Annotated in this window: 25 protein-coding genes; 13 read left to right on the top strand and 12 right to left on the bottom strand. The window is 72.8% G+C overall.

Going from position 1 to position 23,076, the window contains the following annotated elements; genetic code table 11:
* The first annotated feature begins 50 nt into the window (after nt 1-50).
* Nucleotides 51-641, top strand: coding sequence for a GNAT family N-acetyltransferase (locus CK505_RS02640; RefSeq protein WP_035923705.1), 591 nt, complete (start codon nt 51-53; stop codon nt 639-641).
* Nucleotides 642-676: 35 nt separating this feature from the next.
* Here CK505_RS02640 and CK505_RS02635 read toward each other — a convergent pair whose 3' ends face one another.
* A complete protein-coding gene (locus CK505_RS02635; protein WP_095650118.1) occupies nt 677-1,663 on the bottom strand; it encodes a GlxA family transcriptional regulator in 987 nt (328 codons plus the stop codon).
* Nucleotides 1,664-1,765: 102 nt separating this feature from the next.
* On the opposite strand from CK505_RS02635, the gene CK505_RS02630 reads away from it, so the two are divergent.
* Both CK505_RS02630 and CK505_RS02625 read left to right on the top strand, forming a co-directional pair.
* Nucleotides 1,766-2,380 carry a hypothetical protein gene (locus CK505_RS02630; protein ID WP_095650117.1) on the top strand — a complete coding sequence of 205 codons (615 nt, stop codon included), beginning with the start codon at nt 1,766-1,768 and terminating at the stop codon, nt 2,378-2,380.
* Between the two features lie 5 nt (nt 2,381-2,385).
* On the top strand, nt 2,386-3,156 hold the full coding sequence (locus tag CK505_RS02625; RefSeq protein ID WP_095650116.1) for an alpha/beta fold hydrolase: 771 nt from the start codon (nt 2,386-2,388) through the stop codon (nt 3,154-3,156).
* An 89-nt stretch (nt 3,157-3,245) separates the two neighbouring features.
* Here the strand turns inward: CK505_RS02625 and CK505_RS02620 are convergent, their stop codons facing one another.
* Nucleotides 3,246-3,617, bottom strand: coding sequence for a VOC family protein (locus CK505_RS02620; protein ID WP_095650115.1), 372 nt, complete (start codon nt 3,615-3,617; stop codon nt 3,246-3,248).
* A gap of 76 nt (nt 3,618-3,693) precedes the next feature.
* Complete coding sequence (locus tag CK505_RS02615) at nt 3,694-4,278, bottom strand: dihydrofolate reductase family protein (RefSeq protein WP_035924562.1); 585 nt, start codon at nt 4,276-4,278, stop codon at nt 3,694-3,696.
* Nucleotides 4,279-4,366: 88 nt separating this feature from the next.
* Between CK505_RS02615 and CK505_RS02610 the strand changes: the two genes are divergently transcribed.
* From CK505_RS02610 to CK505_RS02585, 7 genes are all read left to right on the top strand, one after another.
* Nucleotides 4,367-5,218 carry an AraC family transcriptional regulator gene (locus tag CK505_RS02610; protein WP_176475268.1) on the top strand — a complete coding sequence of 284 codons (852 nt, stop codon included), beginning with the start codon at nt 4,367-4,369 and terminating at the stop codon, nt 5,216-5,218.
* 78 nt (nt 5,219-5,296) lie between these two features.
* The gene (locus CK505_RS02605; protein ID WP_095650114.1) at nt 5,297-5,917 is read left to right on the top strand and encodes a TetR/AcrR family transcriptional regulator; all 621 of its coding nucleotides are present in this window, start codon (nt 5,297-5,299) and stop codon (nt 5,915-5,917) included.
* Nucleotides 5,918-6,086: 169 nt separating this feature from the next.
* Nucleotides 6,087-6,752 carry a VC0807 family protein gene (locus CK505_RS02600; protein WP_095650113.1) on the top strand — a complete coding sequence of 222 codons (666 nt, stop codon included), beginning with the start codon at nt 6,087-6,089 and terminating at the stop codon, nt 6,750-6,752.
* Nucleotides 6,753-6,900: 148 nt separating this feature from the next.
* Nucleotides 6,901-7,737: a hypothetical protein gene (locus CK505_RS02595; RefSeq protein WP_095650112.1), complete on the top strand. Its 837-nt coding sequence runs from the start codon at nt 6,901-6,903 to the stop codon at nt 7,735-7,737.
* 290 nt (nt 7,738-8,027) lie between these two features.
* Nucleotides 8,028-8,192, top strand: coding sequence for a hypothetical protein (locus tag CK505_RS18375; protein ID WP_017834952.1), 165 nt, complete (start codon nt 8,028-8,030; stop codon nt 8,190-8,192).
* Nucleotides 8,193-8,420: 228 nt separating this feature from the next.
* Nucleotides 8,421-9,770, top strand: coding sequence for an HAAAP family serine/threonine permease (locus CK505_RS02590; RefSeq protein WP_095650111.1), 1,350 nt, complete (start codon nt 8,421-8,423; stop codon nt 9,768-9,770).
* Between the two features lie 85 nt (nt 9,771-9,855).
* A complete protein-coding gene (locus CK505_RS02585) occupies nt 9,856-10,881 on the top strand; it encodes a LacI family DNA-binding transcriptional regulator (RefSeq protein ID WP_017834954.1) in 1,026 nt (341 codons plus the stop codon).
* On the opposite strand, the gene CK505_RS02580 is transcribed toward CK505_RS02585, so the two are convergent.
* The 7 genes from CK505_RS02580 to CK505_RS02550 all read right to left on the bottom strand — a co-directional run bounded on the left by CK505_RS02580 (nt 10,847) and on the right by CK505_RS02550 (nt 17,311).
* Nucleotides 10,847-12,205: a glycoside hydrolase family 32 protein gene (locus tag CK505_RS02580; protein ID WP_095650110.1), complete on the bottom strand. Its 1,359-nt coding sequence runs from the start codon at nt 12,203-12,205 to the stop codon at nt 10,847-10,849. The two genes, CK505_RS02585 and CK505_RS02580, sit on opposite strands and share 35 nt — an antisense overlap.
* Nucleotides 12,202-13,089, bottom strand: a complete 888-nt coding sequence (locus tag CK505_RS02575; protein ID WP_095650109.1) for a carbohydrate ABC transporter permease — start codon at nt 13,087-13,089, stop codon at nt 12,202-12,204. The genes CK505_RS02580 and CK505_RS02575 overlap by 4 nt, the downstream gene beginning before the upstream one ends.
* 28 nt (nt 13,090-13,117) lie before the next feature.
* Complete coding sequence (locus CK505_RS02570; protein ID WP_241482826.1) at nt 13,118-13,972, bottom strand: carbohydrate ABC transporter permease; 855 nt, start codon at nt 13,970-13,972, stop codon at nt 13,118-13,120.
* A gap of 92 nt (nt 13,973-14,064) precedes the next feature.
* Nucleotides 14,065-15,471, bottom strand: a complete 1,407-nt coding sequence (locus tag CK505_RS02565) for an extracellular solute-binding protein (RefSeq protein ID WP_176475267.1) — start codon at nt 15,469-15,471, stop codon at nt 14,065-14,067.
* A gap of 145 nt (nt 15,472-15,616) precedes the next feature.
* Nucleotides 15,617-16,234 carry a maleylpyruvate isomerase family mycothiol-dependent enzyme gene (locus CK505_RS02560; protein ID WP_095650107.1) on the bottom strand — a complete coding sequence of 206 codons (618 nt, stop codon included), beginning with the start codon at nt 16,232-16,234 and terminating at the stop codon, nt 15,617-15,619.
* A 47-nt stretch (nt 16,235-16,281) separates the two neighbouring features.
* Complete coding sequence (locus tag CK505_RS02555; RefSeq protein WP_017834960.1) at nt 16,282-16,470, bottom strand: hypothetical protein; 189 nt, start codon at nt 16,468-16,470, stop codon at nt 16,282-16,284.
* Nucleotides 16,471-16,615: 145 nt separating this feature from the next.
* Nucleotides 16,616-17,311 carry a dienelactone hydrolase family protein gene (locus tag CK505_RS02550; protein ID WP_095650106.1) on the bottom strand — a complete coding sequence of 232 codons (696 nt, stop codon included), beginning with the start codon at nt 17,309-17,311 and terminating at the stop codon, nt 16,616-16,618.
* A gap of 163 nt (nt 17,312-17,474) precedes the next feature.
* On the opposite strand from CK505_RS02550, the gene CK505_RS02545 reads away from it, so the two are divergent.
* The gene (locus tag CK505_RS02545) at nt 17,475-18,506 is read left to right on the top strand and encodes a peptidase (RefSeq protein WP_255250866.1); all 1,032 of its coding nucleotides are present in this window, start codon (nt 17,475-17,477) and stop codon (nt 18,504-18,506) included.
* A gap of 40 nt (nt 18,507-18,546) precedes the next feature.
* On the opposite strand, the gene CK505_RS02540 is transcribed toward CK505_RS02545, so the two are convergent.
* Nucleotides 18,547-19,251: a Pr6Pr family membrane protein gene (locus CK505_RS02540; RefSeq protein ID WP_095650105.1), complete on the bottom strand. Its 705-nt coding sequence runs from the start codon at nt 19,249-19,251 to the stop codon at nt 18,547-18,549.
* Between the two features lie 92 nt (nt 19,252-19,343).
* Between CK505_RS02540 and CK505_RS02535 the strand changes: the two genes are divergently transcribed.
* A complete protein-coding gene (locus tag CK505_RS02535) occupies nt 19,344-20,189 on the top strand; it encodes a DUF1524 domain-containing protein (RefSeq protein WP_255250865.1) in 846 nt (281 codons plus the stop codon).
* Between the two features lie 268 nt (nt 20,190-20,457).
* Complete coding sequence (locus CK505_RS02530; protein WP_095650103.1) at nt 20,458-21,741, top strand: M20 family metallo-hydrolase; 1,284 nt, start codon at nt 20,458-20,460, stop codon at nt 21,739-21,741.
* A gap of 60 nt (nt 21,742-21,801) precedes the next feature.
* Here the strand turns inward: CK505_RS02530 and CK505_RS02525 are convergent, their stop codons facing one another.
* Nucleotides 21,802-23,067 carry an ArgE/DapE family deacylase gene (locus tag CK505_RS02525; RefSeq protein ID WP_095650102.1) on the bottom strand — a complete coding sequence of 422 codons (1,266 nt, stop codon included), beginning with the start codon at nt 23,065-23,067 and terminating at the stop codon, nt 21,802-21,804.
* Nucleotides 23,068-23,076 lie beyond the last annotated feature (9 nt).

Here is a 23,076-nt window from a genome sequence, read left to right as displayed (position 1 = left end):
AGGGTGAGGAGCACGGCCGGCGCCACTCCGCCCAGCAGCGAGGAACGACCATGACTTCCACCGCGTTCACGATCCGACCGGCGACCAGCGAGAGGTTCGACGACGTCGCCACCGTCCTGGGCCCCCGCAACCCCGACTCCGCGGTCTGCTGGTGCCTCACCTACCGGCTCCCCTCCAAGGAGAACCGCGCGCTGACCGGGCGGGAACGGGCGCAGAGGGTCCAGGAGCTGTGCGCCCGGCCGATCCCGCCGGGCGTCCTCGCCTACGACGGCGGGACGGTGGTCGGCTGGTGCGGCGTGGCCCCGCGGGCCGAGCTGCACTCCTTCGCCCACAGCAGGCGCATCCCGCACGTCGACGACCTCCCGGTCTGGGCCGTGTGGTGCTTCCGGGTGCGCGGCGGCCAGCGGGGCCGGGGTGTGGCCCAGGCCCTGCTCGAGGGCGCCGTGGAGCACGCCCGCGGCCACGGCGCGCCGGCCGTCGAGGGCTACCCGGTGGACAACGGGGACCGGAAGGTCGACACCACGATGGCCTATGTCGGCACCCGAGCCATGTTCGAGCGCGCCGGCTTCACCAAGACCGCCGACACCACCTCGGTCCTCAACGGGTTCCCCCGCATCCTCATGCGGCTGCCGCTGCGGTGAGCGGGGCCTGAGCGGGGCCCGCACCGGGCACGCGGTCAGGGCGCGGGCGCGGCCCGGGGCGGGCGGCTGAAGCGGGCCCGGTAGTCGGTGGGCGAGATCGCGTACCGGCCCACGAAGCTCTGCCGCAGGGCCTCGGCGGAGCCGAACCCGCACCGCTGGGCGATCGCGGCCGCCGGCAACGAGCTGGACTCCAGCAGCCGGGCGGCGGCGTCGGTCCTGGCCTCCCGCACGAACCGGGCCGGCGGCAGGCCCAGGTGCGCGTCGAAGAGGCGGGTGAGGTGGCGGGGGCTGACCCCGACGTGGTCGGCGACGGCCGCGGTGGACAGGTCCGCGTCCAGGTGGGTGGTGATGAACCCGATCGCCTGCTGCACCACGTCGTTGCCTCCTCCGGAGACGCCGGTGAACAGGCTCATCTGGGCCTGGTTGCCCGGCCGCTGCAGGTAGGTCACGAGGTTGCGGGCCACCTGGCGGGCCAGCGGCACGCCGTGGTCGTCCTCGATGAAGGACAGGGTCAGGTCCAGGGCGCTGGTGACCCCGGCGGCGGTGGCGATCCGCCCGTCGCGGATGTAGATCGGGTCGGGGTCGACCTCGACCTGCGGATAGCGGCGGGCGAGGTCGGCGGCGAAGCGCCAGTGCGTGGTGGCGCGCCGCCCGTCGAGCAGCCCGGCGGCGGCCAGGACGCTGGCGCCGGTGCACACGGAGGCCACCCGCCGGCTCGTGGCCGCGAGGCGCCGCACGTGCCGCAGGAGGGGCTCGGCGTCGGCGGCGCGGTGGTGGCCGAGGCCGCCGGTCACGATCATCGTGTCGACCGGTCCGAGCACGTGCTCGAGGGCGCCGTCCGCCTGCAGGGTCAGACCGGTCTCGCAGCGGATCGGGACCCCGCGCAGGCTCAGCACCTGCACCCGGTAGGGGTCGCGCGGCCGGCCGATCATGTTGGCCAGGGCCAGGGGCGTGGTGATGCAGGCGATGTCGAGCAGCTCCGCCCCGTCGTAGGCGATCACCGCCGTGGCACGATCAGCCATCAGGTTCCCCTGTCACCCGGTGTGGGACGAGTATCCCAGGATTCCGGACGCAGCCGAGGATGCGCCCGAAGAGTGACGTCCGGCCGCTCCTACCCTCGTGGCATGAACCATCGGTCTCCGTCCGCAACCCTCTCCGCTCCGGCGCCGACACCGTCGGCGCCCCGACCCGTCCGGGCGATCGCACGGCGGTGGCCCGCGATCCTCGGCCTGGCGTTCGCCGCGTTCAACCTCGCCACCGACGACCCGCGCAGCGTCACAGCCGTGCTCCTGGTGCTGGTGCTGGCGACGACGGGGTACGTGGTGATCGCCGTGCTCATCCGTCCCCGCTGGTCCTGGCCGGTGCTCGCCGTCCTGGTCGTCCTCGTGGTCACCGCCCGGCTCGCCGGGGCGGGGACGGTCGCCGAGCTGGCCGCCATGACCGCGGTCGTGCTGGGCGCCGTCGTCGTCGGCGCGGTCCGGGGCACCTTCTCGCGGCCCGGGGCCTATCGCTGGCAGCCGTTCGCCGCCGTCGGGTTCATGGCGCTCGGACTCGGTGCGCTCTGGCTCTCCCCGGAGGCCGGGCGCGTGCTGGTCGCTGCCGGCCTGATCGGCCACGCCGTGTGGGACCTGGTGCACTGGCACCGCCACGAGGTGGTCTCGCGGTCGCTGGCCGAGTGGTGCGGTGCCCTCGATCTCGCCCTCGGGGTCGGCGTCCTCGCTCTCGCCCTCGCCGGATGAGCCCGGTGGCTGTCTTCGCCCTGGTCCACGCCGCGGCGGTGGACGCCTGGTACTGGCACCTGCTGAGCGCCGAGCTCAGGGCCCGTGGTCATGACGTGGTCGCGGCCGATCTGCCGGTCGAGGACGACGCCGCCGGGCTGTCCGAGTACACGGCGACCGTGGTCGAGGCGCTGGGCACCCGCCGGGACGCCGTGGTGGTCGGGCACTCGTTCGGCGGGTTCACGGCGCCGCTCGTGGCGGAACGGGTCTCGGCCGCTCTGCTGGTCATGCTCCAGGCGCAGATCCCGGCTCCCGGCGAGGCCCCCGGGGACTGGTGGGGGAACACCGGCCACGCCCAGGCCCGGCAGCGGCAGGACGCGCTCGACGGGCGGGACCCCGCCGCGCCGGTGGATCCGCTGGACCTCATGCTCCACGACACACCGGCCGGGCTCGCCCAGGAGCTCCTCCGCCACCAGCGCGAGCAGTCGGCCACCCCGTTCGAGGCGCCCTGGCCGCTGGCCTCCTGGCCGGCGGTTCCCACCCGGGTGCTGCTGAGCCGCGGCGACCGGTTCCTGCCGCTGGAGTTCATGCGTCGCGTCACCCGGGACCGTCTGCGCCTCGAACCGGACGTGATGCCCGGCGACCACTGCCCGATGCTCGGGCACCCCGCGGAACTGGCCGACCGGCTGGTCGCCTACCACCGGTCCCTCGGGGCCACGACACCCGGTGCGCGCACGTCACACCGCGAACCGCCGCCTCCCCGCAGGAGTCCCGATGACGACACTCATCACCCCTGACCTCGTCCTGATGGAGCACCGGGACCGTCTCGCCGCGGCCGAGCGCGCCCGGCGGACCCGTCCCGGTCCGGACCGGGACGGGGCGGCCGTCAGCGGCCCCGACGCTCGTGGAACTGCAGCCGGTGCCCGTCCGGCGCGTCGACGGTGGCGTAGGTCCCCCACGGCTCGCTGACCGGATCGGACACCGTGGCACCTCTGGAGCGCAGCTCCGCCACGGTCGCCGCGACGTCGTCGGCGGTGAAGGTCAGGTGGGCGCCCTCGCCGGGGTCCTTGCCGGAGGCCGAGGCCGCCGACAGGACGATCGACGTCTGCGCGCCGTGGGGCCGGACCTCGATCCAGCGAGCGCCCCCGCCCATGTCGGCGTCCGTCACGAGGTCGAACCCCAGGATGTCCCGGTAGAACGCCAGGGCCTCGTCCTGGTCGCCGACGTACAGCACCGCCGCCGCCACGTTCGTGATCATGAGTTCCTCCTGTGTCAGCTCTTCCCCATGGACAGGTGAGGTCGACCGGCCTCACGTCCCCATCATGACGGGACGCTCACGCCCGTGTGCCGTAGACGAGCGCGACGGTCCCGAGGTCCGTTCTGGCGACCGATCTCAGCGCGAGCCGGCGCGGGACCGGCAGCTCGCCGAACAGCCGCTTGCCGGATCCGAGCAGCAGTGGGTGGACGAACAGCCGGATCTCGTCGACCAGGTCCTCCGCGAGCAGCTCCCGGCAGAGCACGCCGCTGCCCAGCACTGCGATGTCCCCGTCCTCGCCCGCTCTCAGCCCCCGCACGGCGTCGACGACGTCCGTCGAGAGGATCCGTGTCCCCGGCCACGCGGCCTCGGTCAGGGTCCGGGAGGCCACGTACTTGGGGGTGGCGTTCAGATGCGCGGCCACGGGGTCGTCGGCCGGCTGGTGGGGCCAGAACGCGGCCATCTTCTCGTAGGTCCGGCGCCCGAAGAGGTAGCTCGAGGTCCTCGCGAACCCCGCGGATGCGGTGACCTGGTGGACGCTCCCGGCGTAGGGGGCGCCCCAGCCGCCGTGCACGAACCCGCCCTCCGGGTCCTCCCCGGGTGACCCCAGCCCTTGCATGACTCCGTCGACCGTCAGAAACTCGATCATGACCAGCGCGCCCATCGTGGGGTCCTCTCCTCGTCCTCCTCCGACGGTAGGACTCCGGGGCCGATGGTGTCTTGAAGAAAGCGGCACGGCACAGAGGGCAGACGTGAGCGGGTCCGCGCCGACGGTCCTCCGGCACGCCGTGCCGCCTCGGCTGCGGGGGCTGGTGGCGGGGATCGTGGGCCATGACGAACTCGCTCCGCCGGGAGGGCGGTCCCGGGTGCAGCCGGCCGGCAGCTTCCTGGTGCTGGAGATCTCCTTCACCTCACCGCTGCACGTCCGGGCGCTTCCCGCGGGAGCGGAGACGGCCCACGGTGCTTTCCTCGCCGGGCTGATGCCCGGTCCGGTGCGCACGGTCTTCTTCGACCGGCACGCGTCCGTGCAGATCTACCTGACCCCACCGGGCGCCTGCCGGCTGCTGGGCATGTCGGGCCGGGAGACCGCCGGGCACGTCCTGCCCTTGGCGGACCTGGTGCCGCGGTGGGGCCACGACCTGCCCGACCGGCTCGCCGAGGCGCCGGGCTGGCCCCAGCGCTTCGCGATCGTGGTCGACGAACTGGTGCGGCTCGCCGGGGCCGGGGCACCGGCCGATGCCCTGGTGGAGTGGACATGGTCGGAGCTGCAGCGGACGGGCGGACAGGCGCGGATCGCGGAGCTGGCACGGCGCTCGGGCTGGAGCGTGCGGCACGTGCGGGCGCGCTTCGACGAGGTGGCCGGCGTCCCGCCCAAGGTCGCAGCACAGATCATCCGGTTCGAGCGCCTGCACGCGGAGCTGGGGAGCCGGAGTCTCGGGGCGCTCGCCGCCCGGCACGGCCTCTCGGATCAGAGCCACCTCACCCGGGAGGTGCGGCGCTTCGCGGGCGAGGCGCCCCTCGCCCTCGCGCGGGCACGGCGGCCCACCGCGTTCACCCTGCTCGGGACACACCCTCTTCCCTCTTCGACCCCGCAGACGGTGTGACGAGTCCTGCCCCGACCGCGGGGCGTCACACTCGGCCCTCCCCTTCCCTGGGTTGACCGAGCGGCCTATATTTTGACCATGCGGTCAAACGAGGCGTCGGGTGACTCCCCGACCTTCACGGAGACGGCCCGCCGGGCCCAGATCCTGGCGTGCGCGATCGGGGCCATCGCCGAGTCCGGGTACGGGCAGGCCTCCCTGGCCGAGATCGCCCGGCGCGCCGGCGTGAGCAAGGGCGTGGTCTCCTACTACTTCACGTCCAAGGACGAGCTGCTGGCCCAGGTGGTGGTCGACGTCTACCGCCGCGCCGGGGCCGCCATCGCGGCCCGGACCGACGCCGAGACCGACCCCTCGGCGGTGCTGACCGCCTACGTGGAGGCGAACCTCGCCTTCCTGGGCCGGCATCCGGCGGACATCCGGGCGGTCACCGAGATCGTGATGAACCTGCGTGCCCCGGACGGCGCCCCCCGGTTCACCCCGTCCGGGGCCGACCCGGTGCTGGCCCACCTGGAGCGCCTGCTGCGCGACGGGCAGGAGACCGGGGCCTTCCGGGACTTCGACGCCCATGCCCTGGCGATCCTCGTCCGCGGGGCGATCGACACCGCCTCCGGGCGGCTGGTCACCGACCCGGACTTCGACCTGGGCACCTACACCCGCGAGCTCGTCTCCGTGATCGGGCTCGCGACCCGGAAGAGACCCTGAGGAGAGCGCTGTGAGCGTCCCGGACCCCACCCCGCGGCCGACCGTTCCCCCTGCCGGGACACCGCCGGACCGGATCCCCGCGCCGTCGCCGGCCCCGGACGGCGGTGCGGTCCCGAGCGGCGGTGCGGTCCCGGGCGGGACGCCGGCGAGCTGTCGGCGTCATCCGCTGGTGGGACTGCTGGGCGCGGGCCTGGTCCTGCCCTTCGCCCTGTACTACGGACTGCGACTGGCCGGGGCGGAGCCCTGGGTGGCGCTGGTGCTCGGCGGGCTCGCCCCGCTGCTGCGCGTGCTGGGCGCCGCGGCCCGCACCCGCCGGCTGGACCGGCTCGGGGCCTTCACCCTGTCCGTGCTGGCCCTCAACACCGCCGTGGGGCTGATCACGGCCGACGCCCGGCTGCTGATGGCCCTGGGCGGCTGGCTCACCGCGCTGCTGGGCGCGTGGCTGCTGACGAGTCTCGCCGGCGGCCGGTCCGCGCTCTTCGACGCCACCGTGGCCCTGATGCCCGCCGAGGCCGCCGCCCGGTGGAGGCACGACTGGGAGCAGGACCCGGTGTTCCGCCGGATCTTCCGGGCGATGACCGCGGGCTGGGGAGCCGCCTTCCTGATCGGGACCGGCGCCCGAGCGGTCATGGCCTACACCCTGCCCGTCGACGCGGTCCCGGTCGCCGCCGCGGCCCTGCTGCTGGTGCTGCTGGTCGCCGTCGTCCAGGCCGGCAAGGCGTACGGGCGGCGGCACCTGGGCCGGGCCGCCGCGCCGGCCACGGCGGCCGGGTCACCCCCGGTGCCCGGCGGTCCGGGCGCCCGGAGCGGACCGGACGGTGACCTGGGCCTTTGACGCCACGTTGCGCCCCCAGGGGACCGCGAGGTGTGAGAGTTCCCACTCGGCCTGTGCTTTCCCAGGTCAGTCCGGATAATGGGGAAGGCTGGCCCGAGCATCGTCGCGGGGATCAGCACCCCCTTCCCCGCAACCGAAGCAGGACAGCATGACTCTGGAAAGACCACGCACCGAGGCCCCCGCGGCCGAGGACCATCCGCAGGCACCGGCCGAGGAGCAGTCCGAGAAGAAGAGCCCGGCCCTGAACATCCCGGGCCTGCTCGCCGGCGCCGCCACCGCCGCGACCATGTCCGTGATCGGCGGCCACCTCAGCGTCGTCGGCACCGTCCTCGGCGCCGCACTGACCAGCATCGTCTCCGGCATCGCCATCGTCATCTACTCGACCTCGCTCGAGAAGAGCCGCCGCGGCCTGAAGAAGGTGAAGACCACCGTGGCCCAGCGCGTGCTTGCCCGCCCCGGCCTGGACGCCTCCGAGTCGGACGGCAGCACCGCCGTGGCCGCCGGCAGCCGCTGGAGCGCCCTGCGCCCGCGCCTGAAGCCCATCCTGGTCTCCACCGGCGCCGTCCTCGGCCTCGCGGTCGCGGCGATCTTCGGCATCCAGGCGCTCACCGGCACCGAGCTCTCCGGGGGCACGGGCACGATCCAGCGCACCGTGACCGGCAGCGAGTCGGTCTCCGTGCGCAGCGACGTTGCCCCCGCCCCGGTCGAGGACCCGGCCGCCGGCACCGGCGAGGTGGCCCCCGCCGACGGGACCGTCCCCGACGCGGAGGTCACCGTGGCCCCGGGTGGAGTCGTTCCGGGCGAGGTCGCCCCCGCGGACGGGGCAGTGACCGAGGACGACACCACGACCGGCGGCACCCTCCCGGACACGAGCGCCCAGGAGTCGGAGAGCGGGCAGACCGACACCGTCCAGCCGGGCGCCGGCGCGGCCGCCGAGCAGGCCGTGCCCGGTGCTGACGCCGGTGCGGCGCCCGCGGCGCCGTAGGCGGCAGCACACCGGAAGGACCGGGGCGGGGACGTGGATACCACGTCCCCGCCCCTTCCCGTGCCGGCGCCTGTTCCTGGACCCAGGCCGCGCCATCTTTCGTCATGTTCGCCTGTTGCCCCTGACCAGGCCCGATGTTGGCGCGGCTCCCACGAGGTCTGGACTTAAGTCGACTGACATATGTCCCGAAAGGCACCTAACTTGGCCTCATCCCGGCTGCGGTCGCAGGCGGGAGGCGATCGACGAAGGGGATGACAGTGGCAGGGGTTCGAGAGGTTCGCGGAAATCAGGTGGCGCAGTGGCTGACGGTCGCGGCCGTCATGCTGTTCGTCGCCAACGGCGCCGTCCTGGCCCTGGGGTCCCAGGCCTACGGCTGGGCCACGCTGCTGTTCGCGGCGGCCGCGTACTTCGCGGTGTCCACCGGGATCGTGGGACGCCCCCTGCGACAGCACTGACCCGCCGGCACTGACCCACCGGCACCGAGGTGCCGGTCCTGACCCACCGACGGAGCGGCGGCCCGGCACACCGGCCGTGCCGGGCCGCCGCTCCGTCGTCGTCCTCGGCGGCGGTTCCGGGGCGCGGGTGCCGTTGCCCGGGAGCGGCGCCGCCGGAGGCCCGGAGGGGCGGGGTCCGGCTGGTATCGTCCCTGAGGTCCACCCCATGTGCACCCAGCGAGGACCACCATGTCGCGCTCCCCTGCCCCGCGGACGATCTCCGCCGACGCAGAACCCGTTTCCTCCCCGGCGACCACGCCGACCACCACGCACCCCGCCCCGGACCGCTCGGCCACGGCACCCGGTGCCCGGAGCCGGCCCTCCGCGGTCGACACCGGCTGGATGCTCGGCCTGTTCGGCACCGCCATCGGCGCGGGCATCCTCTTCCTCCCGATCAACGCGGGGGCCGGCGGTCTGTGGCCGCTGCTCGTGGTGACCGTCCTCATCGGGCCGATGACCTACCTGTCCCACCGGGCCCTCTCGCGCTTCGTCTGCGCCTCGCCGCGCAAGGGCGAGGACATCACGGTCGTGGCCCGCGACTACTTCGGGGAGGGCGCCGGGCGGGTGATCACCGCCCTGTACTTCCTCGCGATCTACCCCATCGTCCTGATCTACGGGGTGGGCATCACCAACACGGTCGAGAGCCTGCTGGTCAACCAGCTGGGCCTGCCGCCGGTGCCCCGCGTGCTGCTCTCCGGGGTGCTGATCGCCCTGATGATGCTGGTCATGGTCGCCGGTCAGCGCCTCATGCTCGCGGTGACCCAGTGGCTGGTCTACCCGCTGATCCTCGCCCTGCTGGGGGTGACGATCTACCTCGTCCCCACCTGGCAGGTGGGCGACCTCGCCGTGGTGCCGTCCGCCGGCGAGTTCACGCTGTCGGTGTGGCTGATCATCCCGGTGCTGGTGTTCGCGTTCAACCACTCCCCCGCGATCTCGCAGTTCTCCCTGGCGATGCAGCGCGAGCACGGGCCGGACGCGCCCGCGGCGGCGTCCCGCGTGCTGCGCCGCACCACGGTCCTGCTGGTGCTGTTCACCATGGGCTTCGTCTGGTCCTGCGTCCTGTCCCTGGGCGCCACCGGGCTGCAGGAGGCCCGGGAGGCCAACCTCCCGGTGCTCTCCCACCTGGCCAACGTGCAGGACAACCCCTGGATCGGCTACCTCGGCCCCGCCGTGGCGATCGTGGCGATCGTCTCCTCGTTCTTCGGCCACTACCTGGGCGCCAGCGAGGGCGCGGCGGGCATCGTGCGCAGCATGCTCCCCGCCCGGATCCGGCAGCCGCAGGACCGGACGCTGCGCCGGGGGATCGCGGTCTTCATCTTCCTCACCACGTGGGCGGCCGCGGTGCTCAACCCGAGCATCCTGTCCCTCATCGAGTCCCTGGCCGGGCCCGTCATCGCCGTGATCCTGTACCTCATGCCGATGTACGCCGTGCGCCGGATCCCGGCGCTGGCGCCCTACCGGGGGCAGCTCTCCAACGTGTTCGTGACCGTCGCCGGGCTCGTGGCCATCAGCGGCATCCTCTTCACCCTCGTCCGCTGAGCCCCCGGCCCCGGGCGGGGCGTCCCCGATAGACTGGGGGCCGCACACCGACCCGGTTCGAGACCGGTGCTACCGCCGGAGGAACATGGCCCGCAACCCCACTGCCGCCGATGTCGCGCGCGAGGCCGGGGTCTCCCGGAGCGCGGTCTCGATGGTCCTCAACAACAACGCCGACGGCAACGTCTCGCCCACCGCCCAGCAGCGGATCCGGGAGGCCGTGCAGCGGCTGGGCTACGTGCCGAACGCAGTGGCGGTCGCCCTGCAGAGCCAGCGCACCAACACCATCGGCGTGATCACCGACGAGATCGTGACCAGTCCCTTCGCCGGCCGGATCATCAGCGGCGCCGGCTCCGTCGCCCGCCCGGCGGGCTACGTGCTGACCGTGGCCGACACGGAAGGGGTGCCGGGGCGCGACCTCGAGCTCGCCGAGGCCCTGATCCACCGGCACGTCGACGGGCTGGTCTACGCCACGGGCGGCCTCGTGGAGCTGGACCCGCCCGAGCCGCTGCTGCACCGCCCCGCCGTGCTCGCCAACTGCTACGACCCGCAGGAGCGGCTCGCCGCGGTGATCCCGGACGAGGTGACCGGGATGCGCCGTGCCACCGAGCACGTGCTCGGCCTGGGGCACCGCCGGATCGCCCTGCTGACCGGCACGTCCGACTCGCCGGCCACGCCGCTGCGCCGGCAGGGCTTCGAAGCGGCCTGCGCGGAGTTCGGCCGCGAGGGCCTGCGGCTCACGGTCGAGCCGACCGGCTGGGAGATCCAGGACGGCTACCGGGCGGCGCAGCGGCTGCTCGCCCTGCCCGAGCCGCCGACGGCGGTCCTCGCGTCCAACGACCGCACCGCCACGGGCGTGCTGCTCTGCGCGGCGGCGTCCGGCCTGCGGATCCCGGAGGACCTCTCCCTCGTGGGGGTCGACGACCAGCAGAGCGTGGCCGATCAGCTCGTCCCCGCGCTGACGACCGTCGCCCTGCCGCATTTGCGGATCGGGGCGCGCGCCGTGGAGCTGCTCCTGGAGCAGCTCCACGGCCTCGAGGTCCCGCCCGCGGTGGAGCGCATCGACTGCCCGCTGATCGTCAGGGCGTCGACGGGCCCAGCGCCCACCCGGTGACCGCGCCCGGCTCGACCGCCGCGCACCAGATCTCGCCGTCCTGCGGATAGGCCCGGAGGGTGTGGGAGGGCCCGTCCTGCGCGTAGACCTCCACCAGGGAGCCGTCGACCACGACCGTCCCCGCGCGCCCCGACCAGACCTCGCGCTCGCCGGCGGGACCGCGCAGCAGCAGGCGCACGGCGGCGTCCGGGCCCGTGGCGCGGAGCTCGGCGGCGTCCGGCAGCTCGACCGTCCCGTCCGCGGACGCCGGCTCGAGGGGCTCGCGCCGGTGCCCCGCGCACTCGGCTGCGGGGGCCGCGACGAGGACGTCGCCGTCCAGGCGGAGCTCGCGCGGCCAGGTGAGCAGACCGGCCCACCCCTCCTCGTCGCTGACCTCCTCCGGCCGCGTCTCCCACGACCAGCCCCACAGGAGGGTGCGGTCCTCCAGGGCCAGCACCTGGGGCGCGTAGAAGGCCGGCCCCGTGTCCACGGCGCCACAGGCCTCGGGGGTGAAGCGGGGGGCGGCTCCCCGGGCCCGGGCCCCGTCGTCGTCGTTGTCGTTGTCGTTATCGGGGTCCGCGTCCATGTGCCCGACGATGTAGCGCACGTCCTGCAGCCGGCCCGACCCGTCCTCCTGGCGCATCCACCGGGAGACGATCAGCACCCAGCGGGACACCTCGCCCTCGACCACCTCGAAGATCTGGGGGCACTCCCAGATCGAGGCGTCGAGGTCAGCGCTGAGCACGGGGTGGTCCGAGGTCAGCCACACGCCCAGGTAGGTCCAGTGCGCCAGGTCGGCGGCGTCGTAGAGCAGGATCGCCGCCCGGCCGTCGGCCAGCCCCGCGCCCTGGAGGGCGTACCGCCGCCCCGCCCAGCGGAAGAGGAACGGATCGCGCACCGCGACGACGTCGGGGTCCTCGGGCATCCCCGCCGCCGTGACGCCCTCCTGCCGCCAGGACCGCAGGTCCTCCGAGCCGGTGGCCAGCGTCACGCGGGACCGGTTGTCGCCGGCCTCGACACCGCTGTAGACCGCCACCGGGCGCCCGTCGTCGACGGTGAGCACCCCGGACCAGCAGCCGAACGCGTCGGGGCCGTGCTGCTGCGGGCGCAGGGCCACCGGCTCCTCCTGCCACGTCACCAGGTCCGGTGAGGACAGGTGCCCCCACTGGATGGCGTCGTGGCGTGCGGAGCCGGGGTTGTACTGGAAGAACACGTGCCAGGTGCCGTCGACCCGGCACAGCCCGTTGGGGTCGTTGAGCCAGCCCCGGGCCGGCCGGGGGTGGGTGCGGGGGAAGGCCCGGCTCATGGGCAGGACGGCGGAGGCGGTGCTGGGAGAGAGGGTCATTTGCTGCTTCCTGCGGTGAGGCCTTCGCGCAGGTAGCGCTGCCCGAAGACGAAGACGATGAGTGCGGGGATCATGGAGATCACGACGCCGGCCAGGACCACGGAGATGGAGCCCGTGCCCAGGTTCCCCTGCAGGGACACGAGGCCCAGGGGGAGGGTGAAGTTCTGCTCCGAGATGGTCAGGATGAGGGGCCGGAAGAACTCGTTCCAGTGGTAGTTGAAGGCCAGGATGCCCACGATGGCCATGCCCGGCAGGGACAGCGGGGCGTAGATGGAGAAGAAGGTCCGCCAGGGGCTCGCGCCGTCCAGGGCGGCGGCCTCCGCGAAGTCGTTCGGCAGCCCCATGAAGTACTGGCGCATCAGGAACGTGCCGAACGCGGTGGGGATGGCCGGGATGATCAGCGCCAGGAGGGTGTCGGCCAGGCCCATGCCGCGGACCAGCATGAACACGGGCACGATCGTCACCTGGACCGGGACCATCATGGTGGCCAGGACCACGCCGAACATCAGCCCGGAGCCCCGGAAGCGCATGCGGGCGAAGACGTACCCGGCCATGGCCGCCGTCAGCATCTGCCCGGCGGCGATGAGGGCGGTGACCAGCGCGCTGTTGAGGACGAGCCGCACCAGGTCGATCTGCCGGGCGACCTCGGCGTAGGCCGTGGTGTCCGGGTCGGTCGGGAAGAACTTGGGCGGGAGGTCGAACGCCTCGCTGGGGCTTCGCAGCGACGTCGACAGGGTCCACATGACGGGTCCCAGGACCGCGACGGCGGCGACGATCAGGAAGAGGAAGCCGGCGACGCGTCCCGGGGTGGGCAGCCCCCGGCGCCGACGACGGCGGGGCGCGGAGCCGGCCGCTCGGGACGGGGTGTGAGCAGGTGCAGACATGAGGTGGTCCTTCGTCGGTCGGGAGAGCTCACTGGTAGTGGACGTAGCGCCGGGAGAGGCGGAACTGCGCCAGGGTGACGAGCATGATGAGCACCATGAGCACCAGGCCGATGGCGGACGCCTTGCCGAACTCCAGCTGCTGGAACGCCGTCTGGTAGACGACCATCACGGCGGAGCGGGTCGAGTCCCCGGGGCCGCCCCGGGTGAGCACGTAGGGCTGGTCGAAGACCTGCAGCGCCGTGATGATCGCCGTCACGGACGCCACCAGGAGGGTCGGGCTGACGAGGGGCAGGGTCACGTTGCGGAACTTGGACCAGCCCTTGGCGCCGTCGAGGTCCGCCGCCTCGTAGAGCTCCTTGGGGATGGACGCGATCCCGCCCAGCAGGATCAGGAACGTGAAGCCGAAGTTCTGCCACACGTAGACGAGCACCACCACGAGCGAGGCCCCGGTCGTGGTGGTCAGCCAGGGCACCGCGGGCAGGCCGACATTGGTGAGGAGCCAGTTCACGACGCCGAACTGCTCGTTGAACATGTAGCGCATGAAGATCGAGACGCTCGCCGCGGAGAGGATGAGCGGGAAGAAGAACGTGGAGCGGAAGAACAGCCGCAACCAGCTCGGCATCTTCCCCTGCACCAGCACCGCGAGGGTCATCGCGAGGGACAGCTGCAGAGCCACCGCGACCACCACGAACACGATCGTGTTGAGGAAGGAGACCCGCACGGTCCGGTCCGTGACGAGCTCGGTGAAGTTGCGCAGCCCCACGAACTCGGGCGCGGAGATGATGTCCCACTGGAAGAAGGCCAGCACCACGGAGGCCAGGATGGGCAGCACCGTGAAGACGCCCATCCCGATGACGGTGGGGGCCAGGAAGACGACGGTCATCCACCTCTCGGCCCGGGAGCGGGTCCGCCGCGGCGGCGGCGCCGGTGCGGGGACCGTGGTCCGGGCGACGTCCGGTGCCGGTGCGATGGTGGTCATGAGTCCTCCCCGAGGATGAGAGCGAGTTCGGTGTCGAGCCGGTCGAGGGCCGAGGTCATCTGGCCGGCGCCGCCGCCCATGGCGACCGCCACGTTCTTCATGAGCGCGGACTCGACGGCGGCCTGCTGCGGCGGGGCGGGAATGGGACCGGTGCTGGGGAAGCGGTCCAGCGTGTCGTAGAAGACCTGCCAGTGCTCGGGACCGGCCCCGCGGTAGAAGTCCGCGGTGACCATGGAGCGCCGGCTCGGCGTGGTGTTCGGGTGGGGGGTGGCCAGCTGCATCGACTCCTTGCGGGCCGTGAACTTGATCCACTCCCACGCCTGGTCCTTGCGCTCCGAGGTCTTCATCAGCGCGTAGCCGGCGCCGCCGAACTGGTGCCGCTGCGTGCGCCAGCGCGGGAAGAACTGCACGTCGAAGGCCTCCGGCCCCATCCCGGCCTCGTTCAGCCCCTGCGCCCAGTAGCCGCCGGCCGGGGTGGCGCCCACGCGGTTGGAGGCGAACAGTCCGATCAGGGCGTTGCCGCCGCCCTCCTCGGGGCGCACGCCGAGGCCCTCCTGCACGAGCTCCCGCAGGTAGTCGAACGTCTCCGTGACCCGCTCGTCCCGGACGTTGGAGCCCGTCCACAGGTAGCCGCCGCTGCGGTCGGCACCCGCCGGGTGGTCCCCGTAGAAGCCGTTCCACAGCCATCCGCCGCCCGGCGCCTTCTCCTCGGTGAGGAAGCTGGTGCCGTTGGCGTAGAGCCAGGGGACCACGCCGCCGAACAGGCGGTTGGTCCAGTAGTAGGGGCGGAAGGAGCCCTCGTTGGAGCGCTGCATGGCGCGCATGAGCCCCGTGAAGTCGTCCTTGGTCCAGTCGTCGGCGGGCCGCTCCGCCCCGGCCCGGCGCAGCGCCGCCGTGTTGAGGTACATGTTGGCCGCGTTGAACTCCAGCGGCAGCTGGTACAGGTTCCCCTTGTACATGAAGGCCTCGACGAGGCTGGGGTGCACGTCGCGGAAGTACTCGCCCATCGTGGCGGCGTCCCGCTGGACGAAGCTGTCGAGGGGCACCGCGAGCCGGTCGGCGAACAGCTGGGTGCCCTCCGTGGCCACGTACACCAGGTCCGGCGCCTGGCCGGCCGCGACCATGGTGAGGATCTTGGAGAAGAAGTCCCCCCAGTCCGCGCTCTGGACGGCCTGGATCCGCACCGGGATGTCCGGGTGCTCGGCCCGGAACTCGTCCACCAGCTGCTGGCGCTTCGCGGCGTCCTGGGACGTGCCCTGGATCGCCACCGTCAGGACGTCATCCCCGCGACCGGGGATATCGGAGGCGGTCAGGCGCGGCCACGCCCCGACGGTGGCCCCGGCCAGTGCGACGCCCCCGACCCCCAGTAGCGCGCGACGGGTCATGCTGCTCGCTGCAGTCATCCGCGTGTCCTCACTCTGCTGAACTAACACGTGTCAGGTTCCTGACACGTGTTAGGAGAGTAGGGACATCCGGGGCGAGGTGTCAAGGATCACAGTGCGGGGCCGTCACAAGACTGCATCGGGGGCCGTCCGGAACGGCGAGCACTCAGGAGACGAGTGCCGCCGCTCCGGGGCCGGTGAGCTCCTCCGGGCCGACCGGGCGCCCGGACACCGCCAGCAGCAGCGCGAGGACGCCGCCGCGCACCTCCGGGCCGGTCCCGGCGTCGAGGTCGGCGTCGGTGGCCACGAGCCGCAGGCCCGCCGCCCGCTCCTTCCCGCCGCCGAGCTTCGTGCTGGTCCGCAGCTGGTGGCGCAGGGCCTCGGCGACCGGTCCGGCCGGGCGGTCCCGGGTGAGCGAGAGCGGGCGCCGGATGTCCTCCCCGTGCACGAACGCCTCCACCAGCCGGGTGGCCGGCGCCGCCGGCGCGCTCGTGGTGCGGCCGCTCACCGCGCGGAACGCGGCCAGGGTGTCCCGCGGGTCGGCACGCCGCTCCCGCGCGACGCCGCGGGCGTTGCAGCGGTCGAAGTCGAAGCGGGCGGCCGCGAGGCGGCGGAGGAAGCCCAGGCGCGTGGTCCGCGCGTCGTCGACGAGGTGGGCCAGGATGTCGTGGACATCCCAGCCCGGGCACAGCGAGGGGGTCTCCCACTGCTGCGCCGGGAGGTCCTCCAGGTCCCGGATCAGCGCCCGGCGCTCGGCGTGGACCACGGGCCAGATCTCGGTCATGGGGACTCCTCGGTGCTCGGGCGTCCGGCGTGCTCGGGGCGGTGGGGTCAGGGGCGGACCCGCACCCGGGCCAGCTCCCGGGTCAGGCGCAGGTCCCACCCGGTGCCGAGGACGACGACGAGCAGTGCCGCGGTGAGGGGCTCCGGCTGCTGCAGCACCACCGCCAGGGCGACCAGTGCCGCGGTGAGCACGGCGGTCGCGGTGCGCGTCATGGTCCGGGTGGTCGTCTGCGTCATCGGTTCTCCCTGGGTGGTCTCGGGCGTGCTCAGGGGCCGAGCCTGGCACGGCAGGCTGTGCCGGAGCTGTCACCGCGACCGGCGGTGCCTGGGCGTCGGCCCGGGTCCGAGCGGTGGTGCCCAGCGGGACCGCCGTCGTCGTCGGCTACCGGACGTGCTCCCGCAGGAAGGCGACCGCGCGCTCCCAGGCCGCGGCCGCGGCGTCGGGACGGTGGTTCTCCCGGTTCCGGTCGTTGTGGAAGGCGTGCGGGGCGTCGTAGTAGTGGAACTCGACCACGGGTGCGGAGGACTCGCGGCGGAGCTGCTCCTCGAGCGCCTGGGCCTTCTCGACCGGGTAGGACGAGTCCTCCCGGCCGTAGTGGCCCTGCACCGCCGCGCGCACCCCGTGGCAGGCGTCCGGCACGCCCTGGCCGACGCCGTAGAACGGCACCGCGGCGCCGATCCGCTCGCCCTGGTCGGCGGCGAGGGCCAGGACGAACCCGCCGCCCATGCAGAAGCCGATCGCCCCCGCCGTGGAGCTGGTGACCGCCTCGTGGCCGAGCAGGAAGTCGACGGAGCCGGCGAGCAGCCGCACACCCTCCTCCTCGGGCAGCCGGGACATCATCTCGGCGGCCTCCTCGCCCTCGTGGGTGATGGACCCGCCGTAGAGGTCGGGGGCCAGGGCCACGAAGCCCTCGGCGGCGAGCCGGTCCGCGACGTCCCGGATGTGGTCGGTGAGCCCCCACCACTCCTGGATCACGAGCACGCCGGGACCGCGGCCGGCGTCCGGCAGCGCCAGGTAGCCGTGGGCCCGGCCCCCGGCCGAGGGGAAGGTGACGTTCTGGTGCGGGGTGGTCTCCACTGCGGTGCTCCTTCGGGTCGGGGCTGCGTCGGGCCAGTGTAGGCAGGAGTGTGGACAGGCGATTGCCCGTCACGGGCCGGTGCGGGATCCCCCGCCGTGTTTGCTTTCGTACACTTCAGTGTGGGCCGCGTGACGGCCCGATCCAGCACAGAAGCCAGGAACCATGCACCAGCCCGGTGGCGCCACGCCGCAGCGGGGAGCGTCGCCCCGGACCCGCGACGAGCACGCCGCCGCCGCGCGCCTCCCGCGGTCCCCGAGCGGACGGACGCCGCAGTGGGTGCTCGAGGAGGCGCTGGAGCAGCAGCGCGAGGCCTTGCTGGGCCCGGGCGCGCGCCGGCGCCGGGACCGGCGCGCCGCCCGGGCGGCCAGGGCATCCGCCCGCCGCTGGGCGAGGGCGCCGCGCAGGCGCAGCCCGGCGTGGCGGGGGACCCCGGCCGTGGGCGTCGTGGTGCTGCTGATGCTCTGGTTCACGCCCGGGCTCTTCCAGGACTACGCGCTGCCGGTCATCCGCCCCTACCTGCCGAACGCGTCGGCGCCCCCGCCCGGGGTCGGGGCCGCACCGGCGCCGCTGGGGGCGCCCCCGGCGGTCGAGGACGTCGGCGGCCACCGCTTCATGGACTCCCCGGACCCCGCCCAGCCGATGGTCGCCTACGACCCGTGCCGTCCGGTGCACTACGTCGTGCGCCCGGACGGCGCCCCGCCGGGCGGCCGGCAGCTCGTCGAGGAGGCGGTCGCCGAGATCTCCGCGGCCACCGGTCTGCGGTTCGTCCCCGTGGGGACGACGACGGAGGCGCCCGCCGAGCAGCGCGCGCCCTATCAGCCGGACCGGTACGGCCGGCAGTGGGCGCCCGTGCTCATCGCGTGGTCCGACGAGGCCGAGGTGCCGGGGCTGGCCGGCAACGTGGTGGGCCTCGGCGGCAGCACGGCCCGGCAGGCGCCCGGAGGGCCGTTCGCCTACGTCACCGGTCAGGTCGCCCTCGACGCCCCCGGTCTGGCGCCGGTGCTGGAGCACCCGGACGGGGCGGCCCACGTCCGCGCGACCATCATCCACGAGCTGGCGCACGTGGTGGGGCTCGCCCACGTCGACGACCCCACCCAGATGATGCACCCGGCGGGCGGGGCCACGGTGCTCTCGGCCGGGGACCGGGCCGGCCTGGCGAAGCTGGGCGCCGGGCCGTGCGTGCCGCGGCTCTGACCCGGACAGCGCCCGGGCGGCCCCTGCCCGGCCGGGCCCGTCACCGGCGGCGCTCGGCCCCGTCGTCGTCGGCGGGAGCCCTGGTGCGGAGCCGGGAGAACCCGACGAGGACCGAGGCCGTCGCCGTGATCGCCACCGCGAGCACCGCGATCCAGACCGCCACGGACCCGTAGCCGCCGGCGGACCCGTGCGGGTCCAGGAACGGATAGGGGTACCACCACGGGTTGCCGGTGCCCTCGTCCAGCACGAACGGCGCCCGCACCAGCGTGTAGCCGGCCCACAGCACCGGATAGACCACGATCCCGGCGACCGCCCGCCACCGGACCGGGCTCCGGCCCGGAGCGAGCAGCCAGTCCAGCAGCGCGTAGACCGGGACGATCGTGTGCAGCACCTCGTTGGCCCACGGCTGCTCCAGGGCCGCCTCCTGCGGCAGAGCGCGCAGCAGCGCGTTGTAGACCACCCCGGTGGTGACGGTGTACGTCGTGGCCGCGGCGCGCAGGGCCCCGAACCACGGCGGGTCGGCGCCCCGCCGTGCGAGCAGCGACCACGCGCCGAACCCGAACACCACGGCGTGGAACAGCGACGTCTGGATGGTGAAGTAGCTGAAGAAGTTGGCGACGTCGACCGCGATGGCCCGGTCCCCGCGCTCGATCCAGAACCGCAGGTACGCCTGCAGCCGCCCTGCCACGGCCACGACCAGGGCCAGGCCCATCAGCACGCGGGCCGCGGCGAAGCACCGTCTCATGTCTGCTTTCCTCCGGTGCCGCAATCTACCCCGAACGGCTGACCTGCGAGAATAGGGGTCCCGACACCACCGGCCGGAGCGGAGGGAACACCGTGCGCAGGTTCGAGCCACCACAGACCCGTCCCCGGCGGACGGTGCTCGTCCCGCTCGCGGTCGCCCTGGGCGTCCTGACCGGCTGCACGCCGCAGGCCGTGGAGGCCACCTCCCCCGCCGCCCGGGCGCTCGCGGCCCTGCCGGTCGAGAACGCCGGCGGCGGGGAGGACTACGACCGGCTCGCCCAGTTCGGGGACTGGGCCGATCCCGACGGCAACGGCTGCGACGCCCGCAACGACGTCCTGGCCCGGGACCTCACCGGTGACGTCCTCCACGACGACGGGTGCAGGGTCCTCTCCGGGACCCTCGAGGACCCCTACACCGGGCGGACGATCGAGTTCGTCCGCGGACCACTGACCTCCGCCGACGTGCAGATCGACCACGTGGTGGCGCTGAAGAACGCGTGGATCTCCGGGGCCGACCGGCTCACCCAGGAGGAGCGCACGGCCCTCGCCAACGATCCGCTCAACCTGCGGGCCGTGGACGGGCCGACCAACGGGGAGAAGTCCGCCTCCGACGCCGCCGGGTGGCTGCCGCCGAACGAGTCCTTCCGGTGCGAGTACGTGGCCACCCAGATCGCGGTCAAGACCCGCTACGAGCTGTTCGTGACGAATCCCGAGCGGGACGCCATGGCGGACGTGCTGGCCGGATGCCCGGACCAGGACGTGCCCACCGACGTCCCACCGGCCGGGAACACCGCCGCGAGCCCGTCACCGGCGGAGGAGGTCTACTACGCCGACTGCGCCGCGGTCCGCGCCGCGGGTGCGGCGCCCCTGCGCTCGGACCAGCCCGGCTACCGCCCGGAGCTGGACCGTGGCGGGGCCGAGGGCCTGGCCTGCGAGTGACGGTGGACGCCGCGGCACCAGGGCATCCCGGAGCACATTCGCGGCCGGGACGAGGTGGCGACGAGGCCCACAGGGCCTGACACCTGCTGGCTCAGCCACGACTGACGGTCCGCTCTCGTGGCCTTCCCCACCGCCTTCGTGGTCGTCGGGGCTCACTGTACAAGTGCACAATGACACCGGCTGAACTGGTTGTTGGGAACTAGTGCCTGCACCCCGCTGTCCTGCGACGATTGTGGAAACCATCAATCCAGCGCAAGGACGGACAGTCATGCTCAACGGTGCCGTGCCCGAACCCGATCCCACCCAGTTCACCGGACCCGACGCCGCCTTCCTGGAGGACTTCGCCACCCTGTGCACCTTCGGTGCTACACCCGGCGGCGGAGTGGACCGGCAGGCCGGGTCCCCCGCAGACGGCGAGCAGCGTGCCTGGCTGACTCGGACACTGCAGGACAAGGGCTTCGACGTCCAGTTCGACCAGGTCGGGAACCAGTTCGGCATGCTGGAACTGCACTCTGGTGCGCCTTATGTGCTGGTGGGCTCCCACCTCGATTCCCAACCGACAGCTGGACGATATGACGGCGCGTACGGCGTCCTCGCCGCCGCCCACGCTGCATTCCGCCTCGCAGCGGAGTGGCGGGCCGATGGGACGGCTCCCCGCTACAACCTGGCGGTCGTGAACTGGTTCAACGAGGAAGGCGCTCGCTTCAAGCCGTCGATGATGGGCAGCTCCGTCTACACCGGAAAGATGCGGCCCGAGGACGTTCTGGCCACCACAGATCCGGCGGGCATCACCGTCCGAGAGTCGTTGGAGGCCACCAATGCTCTGGGGCAGGGCGACGGACCGACCACCGTCTACGCCGCGGAGATCCACATCGAGCAGGGCCGCAGCCTGGAACGCGACGGCATCGCCATCGGAGTCGTCGACTCCAACTGGGCGGCCAACAAGTACGAGTTCGAGGTCCGCGGTGAGCAGTCGCACACGGGGTCGACAGTCATCGCTGACCGGCGCGATGCGCTGCTCGGCGCGTCGATGCTCGTCGTCGCCGCCCGGGAGATCGCGGATCACTTCCCTGACGGAGCCGTTCACACTTCGGTCGGCCAGCTCGACGTCTATCCCAACTCGCCCGTGGTCGTGCCCTCGCTGGTCACTCTGCTCCTGGACCTGAGGTCCGCCGACGAGCAGCTCCTCGCCGAGGCAGATCAGCTGTTGCATGAGCGCATCGAACGGATCGAGCACGCGGCCCGGGTCGGGATCAGCAGGACGGGGTCCCACTGCTGGCCGGTCACTCCCTACCAGTCCGAAGGTGTGGAGCTGGCAGAGAAGACCGCCGCCAACCGAGGCCTCACGTACACGCGGGTCAAGACGTTGGCCGGACACGACTCCACCAATCTGAAGGACATCGTTCCCACAGTGATGCTGTTCGTTCCGTCGGTGGAGGGCATCTCGCACAACGAGCACGAGTACACCACCGACCGGGACGCCGTCACCGGGCTGCACGTGCTCACCGACGTTGTCCGAAACCTCTGCCTCGGGGAACTCGACCCCCGATAGTCGCGACAACGCGGAAGGCGCCCGGCCAACGGCAGGGCGCCTTCCGCGTTTCCGGCGTTGCTACGTCGGCTCGGTCACGCCGCACCAGTCGGCGATGAACAGAGCGATAGTCTTCGTCACCTTGCGCACGGACTCGAGGTGCACGCGCTCATCGAAACCGTGGATCGACTCGGACACTGGCCCGTAGACCAGCGCCGGTATCCCGGCGTACAAGGCGAAGACCCGGCCGTCCAGGTATCCCGGGGTGGTGAAGCTCTGCAGCGCCGACCCGAAGGTTTTCTCATGCGCAGCCGCCAGAACCGCCTCGGCGTCCGAGCCCTCTTCCAGGACATAGCCCTCGGAGAAGAACCCCGTCCGCTCCGCGGATACTGCAGCCCCGGAATCCGTGGTCCGGAGGCACTCCTGGATCTCTTCCCATGCGTCAGCGGCTGAGATGCCGGGATAAAGTGCCACGCGCACGTCGAACTCGCACCAGGAGGGCACGCTCGAGGGCCAGTCGCCGCCGGAGATCATGCCGATGTTGAGGTTGATCGGACGATCAACGTCTTCGAAGTACCGGTGGTTGCCTCGGTCGGAGTTCCACTTCGTCTCCAATTCCCGCAGTGCGCCCATGACCGTGTAGGCCGCGTCGATGGCGTTGAACCCCGAGGCCATCTCCCGCACGTGGGTGGGTTTGCCGGACACACGGACCCGGAACCAGATCACTCCGACGTTCGCCCGCACCAGCATGTTCTCCTCAGGTTCGGGGATGACGACGGCATCTGCGGTGTAGCCGCGCTGCAGCGCGGCCAGTGATCCGTTGCCAGTGCACTCCTCCTCCACGACCGACTGGAGGTGGATGGTCGCCGCCGGCGTGAATCCGGCAGCCAGGACAGCGTCGAAGGCGAAGAGATTCGCGGCCAGGCCGGCCTTCATGTCGCCAACCCCTCGCCCGTACATCCACCCGTCCTCGACCACGGCATCCCAGGGGTGGTGCTCCCAGGTCTCCTCAGGTCCGGTGGGGACGACATCGATGTGCCCATTGAGGATGAGTGAACGTCCCCGCTGCTCCGAGGCGGTGTAGGTGCCCACAACGTTGGTGAGGTCCTCGAAGGCAACAGTGGTGGGGCCGTATCCCACATGCGCACTCAGGGCTTCGCCGTCGAGCGTCCACCGATCCACGGCGAGGCCGCGTTCCCGGAACTGGGCGGCCATGAGGTCCTGGGCGCTGGCCTCAGCGGCCCTCAACGAGGGGTGGCGAACCAGCTCCGCTGTGAACTGGAGCTGCCGGTCGAAAGCAGCGTCTACCGCGTCGGTGATCCGGCGCGCTGTATCGGGATCCAGCATGGTTCCTCC

This window comes from Kocuria sp. WN036 (genome assembly GCF_002287015.1).
GTDB lineage: Bacteria > Actinomycetota > Actinomycetes > Actinomycetales > Micrococcaceae > Kocuria > Kocuria rosea.
Note: the sequence above shows the minus strand (reverse complement) of the source record. Positions and strands in the feature narration are given on the sequence as shown.